Genomic DNA, 11804 nt, shown 5'->3' with positions numbered 1-11804 from the left:
TGGTGCTTGTCGTGGTGCAGCTCCATGATCTTGCCGCTGATGTGCGGCTCCAGGGCGCTGTAGTCGTAGGGCAGGTCAGGGAGCGTGTAGACAGCCATGCTGAGATACCTCCGGTTGCGTGCCGCACGTCGTCCGGCGTGCGACGGGGACGTCGTCGATCGAGGGCTCGTCTCCGGCCGGACTCACGTGCCGGCGACGATGGGGCTGGGGACGACGATGGCCCGCGCACCCCGCCCGACGAGTCGGGGGAGGGGTACGCGGGCCACCGTTCCAGCCTGCAGGAGACTCAGTGCTCCCGCTCGACGTTTCCAGACCCCGAGACCAGCTCGGGGGTGTCGTGGGCGGGCTCGAGCTCGTCGTGCTCGCCGTGGGCGTGCGCCGCGGCCAGCTCGGCCGGGGTCACGGGCTCCACCCGGTCCTCGTAGAAGAACCGCGACAGCTTCTGCCAGCGCTTGTCCTTCTTGTAGCCCTTGCGCTTGACGCCGCGGGCGTCGGTCGCGGGCTCGATCTCCAGCGGACGGCGCGCCTCGTAGTTGACGCGCAGCCAGCGCTCCTGCTCGTCGAGCGGGCGGTGGACCTCGATGTACTCGCCGTTGGCGAACCGCACGATGCGCCCGGTCTCGTGACCGTGCAGCACCAGCTCGCGGTCCTTGCGCTGCAGGCCCAGGCAGATCCGCTTGGTGACCCAGAACGCGAAGACCGGGCCGACGAAGAACAGGATCCGGAAGACCCAGGTGATCGTGTTGATCGAGAGGGCGAAGTGCGTCGCGATGAGGTCGTTCGACCCCGCCAGGGCCAGGATGATGAAGGCCGTGAGGAACGCGACCCCGAGGCCCGTGCGGGTCGGGACGTTGCGCGGGCGGTCGAGCACGTGGTGCTCGCGGTGGTCGCCGGTCACCTTGGCCTCGACGAACGGGTACACGAACAGGAACGTGAACAGCAGGCCCGGGATGATGACCGCCGGCACGAGGATGTTCAGCGACAGCGTGTAGTCGCCCCACGTGACGATCTCGGCCTGGCCCGGCATGAGGCGCAGCGAACCCTCGAGGAACAGCATGTACCAGTCGGGCTGGGCGCCTGCGGACACCGGTGACGGGTCGTAGGGGCCGTAGTTCCAGACGTTGTTGATCGCCATCGTGCCGCCCATGAGGGCCAGCACGCCGAAGATGATGAAGAAGTTGCCGCCCATCTTCGTGGCGAACGCCGGGACCGCGGGGTAGCCGACGACGTTGTTGTCGGTGCGGCCGCCGCCCGGGTACTGGGTGTGCTTGTTCAGCACCATGAGGAACAGGTGCACGCCGACCAGCGCCAGGATAAGCGCGGGCACGAGCAGGATGTGCACCGTGAACAGGCGCGGAATGATGTGCTCGCCCGGGAACTCGCCGCCGAAGATGAAGTACGAGAGGTACGACCCGATGATCGGGATCGACTTCACGACGCCATCGGTGATGCGCAGGCCGTTGCCGGAGAGCACGTCGTCCGGGAGGGAGTAGCCCGAGAAACCGGCGAGGAGGCTGAGGATCAGCAGCAGGGTGCCGACGAGCCAGTTCAGCTCACGCGGCTTGCGGAACGCGCCGGTGAAGAAGACACGCATCATGTGCACCACGATGCCGGCCACGAAGATGAGGGCCGACCAGTGGTGGATCTGCCGCATGAGCAGACCGCCGCGCACCTCGAACGACATGTTGAGCGTCGACGAGAAGGCCGTCGACATCAGCTGACCGTCCATGGTCGCCGGCGCACCGTGGTGCGTGACGAGCGCCATCGACGGGTCGAAGAACATCGCCAGGAACACGCCGGAGATGAGGAGCACGACGAACGAGAACAGCGCGATCTCGCCGAGCATGAAGGACCAGTGGTCCGGGAAGACCTTGCGGACCAGCTGCTTGGCGAGCACGCCCACCTTGGTCCGCTGGTCGAGGTAGTCGGCGGTCTTGCCGATCGCGGTCGTGGGCTCCGCCGCGGTGGGGGGAGTGGTCGTGGTGCTCACTTCAGGCGCTCCCAGTAGCTCGGGCCGATGGGCTCGTTGAAGTCGTCCTCAGCCACAAGATACCCCTCGTCGTCGACGGTGATGGGCAGCTGGGGCAGCGGGCGCTTGGCGGGCCCGAAGACCACCTTGGCACCGTCCGTCATGTCGAACGTCGACTGGTGGCACGGGCAGAGCAGGTGGTGCGTCTGCTGCTCGTAGAGGGCGACCGGGCACCCGACGTGGGTGCAGATCTTCGAGTACGCGACGATGCCGTCGTAGGAGGCGCCCTCGCGGTGGTCGCGCTTGTGGTCGCGCGGGTCCATGCGGACCAGCAGGACGACGGCCTTGGCCTTCTCCGTGATCCACTCGTGCGACTCGCGCTCCTCGGCCGGCACGTCGGGGATGACGTGCGCGACCGAGCCGACCGTGAGGTCCGAGGCCTTAATCGGTCGGCCGGACGGGTCGTACGCGAGGCGCACGCCCTTCTTCCAGAGCGTGTGCCGGAACTTGCCGACGTTCCAGTCGCCGCCGACGCTCGAGACGAGCGGCACGGCGATGGTCAGCGGGAAGAGCGCGAGCGCGGAGACGACCGCGCCCTTGAGGACCGGGCGCCGGGCGATGCCGGAGTCCTCGAGCCCGTCCTTGAACTGCTGCTGGACGACCCCGCGGACCTCCTCCGAGCTGCTGCTCGAGTGGCGCTCCTCGATGTACTCCTTGCCCGACATGAGGGTCTTGGCCCAGTGCACGGCGGCGAAGCCGATGCCGAACAGGGAGATCGCGATCGCGACGCCGAGCAGCACCGTCGAGAGGCGCACGCCGGGCGTGGTGCCGTCCGGGCGGACGGCGAAGTAGGCGACGATCGAACCGATCGTGCCGAGGCACGACACGGCGAACAGGATCGCGATGATCCGCTCGTTGCGCTTGGCCGCCTTCGGGTCGGTGTCCGCGAGGCGGGGGTGGTGCTGCGGGACGCCCGGGTCGGCGAACCGGTCGGTCTGGGCGACCGTCCCGTCGCCGTCGTGCCGGGTCAGGTCCCGACCCTGGGGGTTCTGGTTCTCGCTCACGAGGACTTCGCTCCGATCCACACCGCGCCGCCGATGATCAGCCCGATGCCGATGATCCAGGCCCAGAGGCCCTCGCTGACCGGCCCGAGCGAACCGAGGGTGAGGCCGCCGGCCGAGCCCTGGTCCTGCTCGTCGAGGAAGGCGATGATGTCGCGCTTCTCCTCGGGGGTGATGTTGGCGTCGTTGAACACCGGCATCGACTGCGGGCCGGTGAGCATCGCCTGGTAGACGTTCCGCTCCGAGGTGTCGAAGAGCGGCGGCGCGAACTTGCCCTCCGACAGCGCGCCACCGGCGCCGACGGCGTTGTGGCACATCGCGCAGTTGGTGCGGAAGAGGGCCATGCCGTTGGCGGGGTCGCCCTTGCTCCCGTCCACCTGCTCGTCGGTGGGGATGGCCGGGCCGGCGCCGAGGGACGCGACGTACGCGGCGAGCGCGGCGGTCTGCTCCTCGTCCATCTGCCGAGGCTTGGCCTCCGCCTGGGGGCCGTTCATCTGCATCGGCATCCGGCCGGTGGAGACCTGGAAGTCGACCGCGGCCGCGCCGACGCCGACGAGCGACGGCGCCTCGGTGGTGCCCTCCGCGTTCGGGCCGTGGCAGGTGGCGCAGTTGGCCTGGAAGAGCTTCTTCCCGGTCTCGATGTCCGCGGTGCTGGCGGTGTCGGCCTGGGCCGGGCTCGGGGCCAGGGCGGCGTAGACGCCGCCCGTGACCAGCAGCGCCAGCAGCAACAGCACGACCGGCGCGAACCGGTGGTGCCTGCGGGCGGCGAGTGCCTTCACGAAATGATCCTCGTCTCGCAGATCGAAGGTGCAGGGTCATGGCCGGCGGCGACGCCGGCCGGGGGGTTCAGCGCAGGAGGTAGATGACGGCGAAGAGGGCGATCCACACCACGTCGACGAAGTGCCAGTAGTAGGACGTGACGATGGCGGTGGTGGCCTCGTGGTGGCCGAAGTTCTTGGCGGCGAAGGAGCGCCCCAGCAGGAACAGGAAGGCGACGAGACCGCCCAGCACGTGGAGACCGTGGAAGCCGGTGGTCAGGTAGAAGACCGAGCCGTACGGGCTGGACGAGATGGTCAGGCCCTCGTGCACCAGCTCGGTGTACTCGAAGATCTGGCCGCCGATGAAGAACGCGCCCATGAGGTAGGTGAGGGTCATCCACTCGTGCATGCCCCACTTGTTCACCTGCAGCAGGGAGCCGGAGCGCACCGGCTTGAACCGCTCGGCGGCCCACACGCCCATCTGGCAGGTGACGGACGACAGCACCAGCACGGTGGTGTTGATCGTCGAGAAGGTGATGTTGAGCTTGTCCGCCTGCGCGGCCCACTCCGCCTCGGGCATCACCGACCTGACGGTGAAGTACATCGCGAAGAGGCCGGCGAAGAACATGAGCTCGCTCGCGAGCCAGACGATCGTCCCGACCGACACGGGGTTCGGACGGTTGACGCTCACGTGCTGGTGGGCATGGGGGGCAGCAGCCGTTGCGGTCGACACGTCAGCCATTATGGCCGACATACGGCCGGTTCGAGCCACTCGGGCGGGCCTGGCGCGAAGTCGATGTGCACAGAATCTGCGGAAACTCGCCACTCTGCCCCCATGAGGTGACGGATCGCCGGAGAGTGCCAGTAAAAGACCACGTTCGGCACCTGCCCGAGGTGACGCGAGTGTGCCACGATGCCAGCAAACGTCGACGTCCGACGGCCGCGCTGCGGGGGCCGGGCGTCGCCTCCGTGCCCGAAGCCGTGCACGTCCGCGAAGGGGAGCCAGACAGTTGAAGGATCAGACCGACCAGACGGACCCGACGACGACCAGCCCGACCAGCCCGACAGGCGCGATCGCCCCGACGGCCCGGACGGGTCCCGCGGCCCGCGGACCGCGCATCCTGCTCTACAGCGACGACCGGACCGTGCGCGCCCACGTCCGCACCGCGGTCGGCCCCCGCCTGCGAGCACACGCCCCGGAGATCGCCTGGGCCGAGGTGGCGACGCCGGCCGCGCTCGTCGCGGCGGCCGACCGCGGCGGGTGGGACCTGCTCGTCCTGGACGGCGAGGCGGACAAGTCCGGTGGCATGGGACTGTGCCGTCAGCTCAAGAACGAGGTCTACCGGTGTCCGCCCGTCGTGGTCCTCACCGGCAGGGCGGACGACGGATGGCTAGCATCGTGGTCGCTCGCCGACGCCGTGGTGCCGAGGCCGCTCGACGCGATCGAGCTGCAGCGCACCGTGGCAGGCCAGCTCGCCGCGACGGTCTGAGGGGCGCACCCGCCAGGGGACGTGCCCGGGGCGTCCGGACCGAGCGTCCACCGAACCGGAGGGAACCTGGTGTCCACGAACGACAGCCCCGCGCCCGCGCAGCCCGTGCAGGAGTCACCCGAGCAGGCCCTGCCCGAGCAGACGTGGCCCGGGCTGCTCACGCAGCTCATCGCCGGCCACGACCTGACCGCGCAGGACACCGCCTGGGCCATGGACGCGGTGATGTCGGGCGAGGTCTCCCCGGCCCGGCTCGCGGCCTTCCTCGTGGGGCTGCGTGCCAAGGGCGAGACGGTCCAGGAGCTGACGGGGCTCGCGGACACGATGCTCGCGCACGCCCGCCGGTTCACCGTCCCGGGACCGAGCGTCGACATCGTCGGCAGCGGCGGGGACCGTGCGCACACCGTGAACATCTCGACCATGGCGGCGGTCGTCGTGGCCGGCACCGGGGTGAAGGTGGTCAAGCACGGCAACCGTGCCGCGTCCTCGTCGTCGGGCTCGGCCGACGTGCTCGAGGCGCTCGGCGTGCGCCTCGACCACGGCCCCGAGCGGGTCGCGGAGCTCGCCGACCAGGTGGGCATCACGTTCTGCTTCGCGATGGTCTTCCACCCGTCGTTCCGCCACGCGGGCGTGGCGCGCAAGGAGCTCGGCGTCGCGACGGCCTTCAACTTCCTCGGGCCGCTGACCAACCCGGCGCAGCCCCGCGCCACTGCCGTGGGTGTCGCCGACGCCCGGATGGCGCCGCTGGTGGCGGGCGTGTTCGCCGCGCGCGGCACGCGGGCGCTCGTGTTCCGCGGCGACGACGGCCTGGACGAGCTCGCCGCGACGGGCGGCTCGACCGTGTGGGACGTCCGTGACGGTCAGGTCACCGAGGTGCACCTCGACGCCGCGGCCGAGCTCGGCCTCCGGCGCATCGAGGTGGCCGACCTGCGGGGCGGGGACGCGCAGCACAACGCCGGCGTGGCACGCGACGTGCTCACGGGCGTCGACCAGGGTCCGGTGCGCGAGACGGTGCTGCTCAACGCGGCGGCCGCCCTCGTCGCGGACGGCAGCCTGCCCGGCACGGACGCCGGAACGCTCGTGGAGCGGCTCGCGGCGGGCATCGGCCACGCCGCCCGCAGCATCGACGACGGCGCCGCCGCCGCCGTGCTGGAGCGCTGGGCGGCCGCGACCCAGGACTGAGGTCGCTCGACGTCGGGCGTGGCCGGGTCGTCGTCAGTCGTCGAGGCCTAGCGCGAACGCCTGCTCGAGGTCCACGTGCGAGTAGGTGCGGAACGCGATGAGCGTCTCCGTGCGCACCACCCCGGGGACCTTGCTGATCCCGTCGGCGATGACGTCGGCGAGCTCCTCGTGCTCGCGCACGCGCACCATGGCGACCAGGTCGGCCTTGCCGGTGACGGAGTAGACCTCGCTGACACCCTTGAGGTCGGTGACCTGGGTGGCGACCTCGGGGATCTGGTCGGCCTCGGTGTCGATGAGCACGATGGCGGTCAGCATGCCGTCATCGTAGCCACCGGCGCCGGGTCCGCGACGTGCCCGGCGGTCTCGTCGTGCGCACCCGATCCTGCCCAGAGGCGCGAGACGGTCGAGGCGACCGCGCCGAGGTCGGCGTGCGCGGCGGCGGAGCGCACCGGGCACGCCCAGGGGTCGCTCACGTGCACCAGCCGCACTCCTGGCTCGTCCAGCCAGGCCAGCACGAGGGCCGCCTCCTCGGGATGGCACGCGGGAGCGGGCGCCACGGGCGGGTCGACGGACTCCGCCGTCGCGCGCAGCGCGTCGACCACGGGGAGTGGATCCTCGTCGGGGCCGGTCACGGCGGTCGCCGCGAGCCGCGCGTGCTTCACCACGACGAGCTCCCAACCGCCCGCGACGGTGGGTCGCGCGGCGACGAGCTCGGCGCACCGCGCCACGGGGTCCAGCCGCTGGGCGCGGGCCGCGCCCTGGACGAACGCCCTCAGCCGGTGGGTGACCGTCCCCGCCTCCTCGAAGCGCTCCTGGGCCGCGAGCCGCCCCACCCTCGCGGCGAGGGCGTCGACGACGGCCGAGGGATCGGACGTGAGCGCGGTGCGCGCCGCGTCGGCGACCGCGTCGTACCCGTCGTCCGCCGTGCCGGTGGCCGTGCACGGCGCGGAGCAGCGCCCCATCCCCGCGAGGGCGCACGGGCTGCCCGCGGTGCGTGCGACGCGCGGCAGCCGCGCCGTGCACTGCCGCAGCGGCAGGGCGTCGTGGACCGCCTCGACGGCGGCCAGCGCGGCCTGCCGGGAGGTGAACGGGCCGATGTGCGGGGTCCCGGCACGGACGTCGCGCACCACCGACAGCCGAGGGTAGGCCTCGTCCGTGAGGCGCACCCACGACTGGCGCTCGGGATGCTTGGAGCGCCGGTTGTACCGCGGGGCGTGCTCGGCGATGAGGCGCAGCTCGCGCACCTGCGCCTCGAGCGGCGTCGCGCAGACGACGGGGGTGACGGCGTGCGCGATCCGCACCATCTCCGTGATCCGCCCGCGCTTCTCCGCGGCCGTGAAGTACGAGCGCACCCGCTTGCGGAGGTTCGTCGACGTGCCCACGTACAGCACCTCGTCCCCGGGCCCGCGGAACAGGTACACGCCCGGGGCCTCGGGCAGACCGTCGGCCAGGGTCCGCTTGCGGCGCACGTCCGGGGGCACGGGGTCGGCGGCGCCCGCCAGGTCCTCGAGGTGGGTGATGCCCAGGGGCGCCAGGCGTTCCAGGAGGGCGTGCAGCACGTCGACCGTCGCCCGCGCGTCGGCGAGCGCCCGGTGCTCGGGCGTGACCCGCGCCCGGAAGAGCGCGGCCAGGGTGGACAGCTTGTGGTTCGGCGCCTCGTCGCGGGTGACCACCCGGCGAGCGAGGGGCACGGTGTCCACCACCCGGAACCCCGGCCAGTCGTACCCGAGCCGGTCGCAGGCGGCCCGCAGGAAGCCGACGTCGAACGGCGCGTTGTGCGCCACGAGCACGGCGTCGCGGGCGAACTCCAGGAAGCTCGGCAGGACGAGCTCGACCGGGGGAGCGGTGGCGACCATGGAGGTGGTGATGCCCGTGAGCCGGGCGACGAAGGCCGGCACCGGGTGACCCGGGTTCACGAGCGACTGCAGCTCGCCGAGCACCTCTCCGCCCCGGACCTTGACCGCGCCGATCTCCGTGATGCCCCCGTCGGCCGCGCGCCCGCCGGTGGTCTCGAGGTCGACCACGACGAACGTGACGTCACGCAGGGGGGTGCCGAGGTCCTCGAAGGAGGGCTGGAGCGCGGTCGGCGGCGCGGTGGCGCCGGTCGGGGGTGGGGTGCTGCTCGGCATGCCCGGACCGTAGCGGCGGCCTCCGACAGGGGGCGCGGTCGGGCCGCTTGGACGGCCACGAGCCCGCCGGGACGGGGGTCTCGGCGGGCTCGAGGGCGGTCGTGCGGGTGGTTCCGGGGTCAGCTCGCGGACTTCTGCCGGGTGTCGACGTACAGCTCGTCGATCTCGGCGGCGAAGTCCTTGACGAAGACGTGCCGGCGCACGCTCTGCTTGGGGGTGAGGTAGCCGTTCTCGACCGTGAGGTCGCCCGGCAGGACGGCGAACTTGCGGATCGACTCGGCCTTCGACACCGCCTGGTTGGCGCGGGTCACGGCGGCGTCGAGCGCGGCCAGCACGTCCGGGTCGGTCGCCGCCTGCGCGGGCGTCAGCTCGGGCTTGTCGTGCATCTTCAGCCAGCCGGGCAGCCCCTCGGCGTCGAGCGTGATCAGCGCGCCGATGAACGGGCGGTTGTCGCCGACGACGACGCACTGGCTCACCAGGGCGTGCGCCCGGATCCGGTCCTCGAGCATCGCCGGCGCGACGTTCTTGCCGCCTGCCGTCACGATGATCTCCTTCTTGCGGCCCGTGATCGTGAGGAACCCGTCGTCGTCGAGCTTGCCGAGGTCGCCGCTGCGGAACCAGCCGTCGTCGAACGCCTCGGCGGTCGCCTCCGGGTTGTTGTGGTAGCCGCGGAATACCTGGATGCCGCGCAGCAGCACCTCACCGTCAGGGGCGATCCGGACCCCGCAGCCGGGCAGCTGCGGCCCGACCGAGCCGATCTTGATGGCGTCGGGGCGGTTCACGCTGGTCGGGGCGGTGGTCTCGGTGAGCCCGTAGCCCTCGAGGATCGTGACGCCGAGCCCACGGAAGAAGTGGCCGAGCCGCTCGCCGAGGGGGCCGCCGCCGGACACGGCGTACTGGGCCTGCCCGCCGAGCACGGCGCGCAGCTTGGAGAACACGAGCGCGTCGGCGACCTTGTGCTGCAGGCGCAGCCACAGCGACGGGCCCGACGGCGTGTCGAGCGCGCGCGAGTAGGCGATGCCGGTCGCGGCCGCCCAGTGGAAGATCTTCAGCTTGCCGCCGGCGGCGGCCTTCTGCTCCGCCGCGTTGTACACCTTCTCGAAGACGCGCGGCACCGCCAGGATGTAGGTGGGCCGGAACGCCTCCAGCCCGGCGGTGACCGTCTTGAGGTCCGCCCAGTGCCCGAGCACCGTGCCGCTCGCGATCGCGAGGATCTCGATGTAGCGCGCGAACACGTGCGCCAGGGGGAGGAACAGCAGCGTGCGCCCGCCGTCCTTGAAGACCTCGGGGACGGCGGCGACGGCGTTCACGCCGAGCAGGGCGAGGTTGCCGTGGGTGATCTCGGCACCCTTCGGGGTGCCGGTCGTGCCGGAGGTGTAGATGATCGTCGCGACGTCGGCGAGGCCCGCGATCCCGCGGCGCCGGGCGATCTCGTCGTCGGCGACGTCGGCTCCCGCGGCCGTGAGCTTGGCGATCGCGCCGTCCTCGATCTCGAGGACCTCGCGCAGCGCCGGGGCGCGGTCGGAGACCTCCGCGACGGTGGCGGCGAGGCCCGAGTCCTCGACGACGAGCAGCGTGATGCCGGAGTCGGTGAGGATCCACTCCACCTGCTCGGCCGACGACGTCTCGTAGATCGGCACGGGCACCGCGCCGGCGGCCCAGGCGGCGAAGTCCAGGAGGGTCCACTCGTAGCGGGTGTGCGACATGATCCCGACGGGGTCGCCGGGCTGCACGCCCTTGGCGACGAGCCCCTTGGCGACGGCCACCACCTCGGCGTCGAACTGTGCGGCCGAGACCGGCTGCCAGCCGTCGCCGGAGGGACGCTCGGCGAGCGTGGCGCGCGGGTCGCTCGCCACGCGGGTGGCGAGGAGGTCGTTGAGGTTCGACGTGGCAGGCAGCTCGACCGCCTGCGGAATGGTGATCTCGTCCATGCTGACTCCATCGTCCATGCTCAGTGCATTGGCCCGGGGTACGTTCCCCGGCCGCCACGATACCGGGTCTCACGAGTGGTCCAGGACACGGTTCGGTGACGGTCCGTGGCCGTCGTGGACGCCACGGCGCCGCCCGGGCGACGGCCCGGTGATGGACGAGCGTCGCACCCTCCGGTCGCGGTGGCTAGTCTGGTCCCTGCGCGCACCGCGCGCCCCCGCGCCGCGACGGCGACCGGGTGATGCGCCGTGCGGACGCGGCGTCCCGACACATGAACGCGAGGTTCCTGCATGCACGCCATCGGAGTCGACATCGGCGGCACGAAGATTGCCGTGGGTGTGGTGGACGAGGCGGGCACGATCCTCGCGAAGGTGCGGCGCGAGACGGTCGCCGACGACGTCGCCTCCATCGACCGGGCGATCGCGGACGCGTGCACCGAGCTGGCCAAGGAGCACGAGATCGGCGCGATCGGCCTCGCCGCGGCGGGCTTCGTGAGCCCGGACCGGCGGTCCGTGCTCTTCGCCCCGAACATCGCCTGGCGCGAGTACCCGCTGGCCGAGCGGATCGAGTCCCTGCTGGAGATCGACGTCCCCGTGGTCGTCGAGAACGACGCGAACGCCGCCGGGTGGGCGGAGTTCCGCTTCGGGGCCGCGCGTGAGGCCACCGACATGCTCATGCTGACGGTCGGCACCGGGCTCGGCGGCGCGATCGTCGTGGACCGTGAGCTGGTGCGCGGCAAGTGGGGCGTCGCGGCCGAGGTCGGCCACATGCGCGTCGTCCCCGGCGGCCACTACTGCGGCTGCGGGCACGAGGGCTGCTGGGAGCAGTACGCGTCCGGCACGGCCCTGGTGCGCGACGCGAAGCAGGCCATGATCGCCCAGCCGGAGCGGGCGGCGCGCCTGGTCGAGCTCGCGGGCGGCGACGTGTCAGCGCTCGAGGGGCCGCACGTCACGCAGGCGGCGCAGGAGGGCGACGAGCTCTCGGTCGAGCTGCTGGCGACGCTGGGCCGGTGGATCGGCGAGGGCTCGGCGTCCGTCGCCGCGCTCCTGGACCCCGAGCTCATCGTCATCGGCGGCGGCGTCGGCGCGGCCGGCGACCTGCTGCTCCTGCCCGTGCGCAAGGCCTACGAGGCCCAGCTCTCGGCTCTCGGGCACCGCCCGGTCGCGCAGATCGAGCTCGCCGAGCACGGCAACGAGGCGGGCATCATCGGCGCCGCGGACCTCGCCCGGCGCTGACCCGGGGCCGCGGGTTCCGCCCGGGCTGGGCAGGTCGGTCCGGCAGGTCGGCCC

Annotated in this window: 10 protein-coding genes and 1 pseudogene; 3 read left to right on the top strand and 8 right to left on the bottom strand. The window is 72.0% G+C overall.

The window, feature by feature from the left end; all coding sequences use genetic code 11:
- The 5 genes and pseudogenes from ACQP60_RS07245 to ctaE form a co-directional block, all read right to left on the bottom strand.
- Nucleotides 1-98 (bottom strand): annotated as a pseudogene (locus ACQP60_RS07245) (superoxide dismutase); the annotation flags it as partial.
- 188 nt (nucleotides 99-286) lie between these two features.
- On the bottom strand, nucleotides 287-1990 hold the full coding sequence (gene qcrB, locus ACQP60_RS07240) for a cytochrome bc1 complex cytochrome b subunit (protein ID WP_429729934.1): 1704 nt from the start codon (nucleotides 1988-1990) through the stop codon (nucleotides 287-289).
- A complete protein-coding gene (gene qcrA, locus ACQP60_RS07235; protein ID WP_429729931.1) occupies nucleotides 1987-3033 on the bottom strand; it encodes a cytochrome bc1 complex Rieske iron-sulfur subunit in 1047 nt (348 codons plus the stop codon). The genes qcrB and qcrA overlap by 4 nt, the downstream gene beginning before the upstream one ends.
- Nucleotides 3030-3809 (bottom strand): cytochrome bc1 complex diheme cytochrome c subunit, encoded by a 780-nt coding sequence (qcrC, locus tag ACQP60_RS07230; protein ID WP_429729928.1) that lies wholly within the window; start codon nucleotides 3807-3809, stop codon nucleotides 3030-3032. Before qcrC ends, qcrA begins: the two co-directional genes overlap by 4 nt.
- A 67-nt stretch (nucleotides 3810-3876) precedes the next feature.
- Entirely contained in the window at nucleotides 3877-4530 is a 654-nt protein-coding gene (gene ctaE / locus ACQP60_RS07225) for an aa3-type cytochrome oxidase subunit III (protein ID WP_429729926.1), read from the bottom strand.
- Nucleotides 4531-4861: 331 nt separating this feature from the next.
- Here ctaE and ACQP60_RS07220 point away from each other — a divergent pair, with 331 nt between their 5' ends.
- Both ACQP60_RS07220 and trpD read left to right on the top strand, forming a co-directional pair.
- Nucleotides 4862-5278, top strand: coding sequence for a response regulator (locus ACQP60_RS07220; RefSeq protein WP_429730006.1), 417 nt, complete (start codon nucleotides 4862-4864; stop codon nucleotides 5276-5278).
- A 129-nt stretch (nucleotides 5279-5407) separates the two neighbouring features.
- On the top strand, nucleotides 5408-6457 hold the full coding sequence (trpD, locus tag ACQP60_RS07215) for an anthranilate phosphoribosyltransferase (RefSeq protein WP_429730003.1): 1050 nt from the start codon (nucleotides 5408-5410) through the stop codon (nucleotides 6455-6457).
- 33 nt (nucleotides 6458-6490) lie between these two features.
- Here trpD and ACQP60_RS07210 read toward each other — a convergent pair whose 3' ends face one another.
- The 3 genes from ACQP60_RS07210 to ACQP60_RS07200 form a co-directional block, all read right to left on the bottom strand.
- Nucleotides 6491-6772 (bottom strand): Lrp/AsnC family transcriptional regulator, encoded by a 282-nt coding sequence (locus tag ACQP60_RS07210; protein WP_344250490.1) that lies wholly within the window; start codon nucleotides 6770-6772, stop codon nucleotides 6491-6493.
- A complete protein-coding gene (locus tag ACQP60_RS07205; RefSeq protein ID WP_429729923.1) occupies nucleotides 6766-8586 on the bottom strand; it encodes a DEDD exonuclease domain-containing protein in 1821 nt (606 codons plus the stop codon). Before ACQP60_RS07205 ends, ACQP60_RS07210 begins: the two co-directional genes overlap by 7 nt.
- A 119-nt stretch (nucleotides 8587-8705) precedes the next feature.
- Nucleotides 8706-10517 (bottom strand): AMP-dependent synthetase/ligase, encoded by a 1812-nt coding sequence (locus ACQP60_RS07200; RefSeq protein ID WP_429729920.1) that lies wholly within the window; start codon nucleotides 10515-10517, stop codon nucleotides 8706-8708.
- 288 nt (nucleotides 10518-10805) lie between these two features.
- On the opposite strand from ACQP60_RS07200, the gene ACQP60_RS07195 reads away from it, so the two are divergent.
- A complete protein-coding gene (locus ACQP60_RS07195) occupies nucleotides 10806-11750 on the top strand; it encodes an ROK family glucokinase (RefSeq protein ID WP_429729917.1) in 945 nt (314 codons plus the stop codon).
- Nucleotides 11751-11804: the final 54 nt, after the last annotated feature.

This window comes from Isoptericola variabilis (genome assembly GCF_050311655.1).
In the GTDB taxonomy this organism is placed as follows: Bacteria; Actinomycetota; Actinomycetes; order Actinomycetales; family Cellulomonadaceae; genus Isoptericola; species Isoptericola variabilis.
Note: the sequence above shows the minus strand (reverse complement) of the source record. Positions and strands in the feature narration are given on the sequence as shown.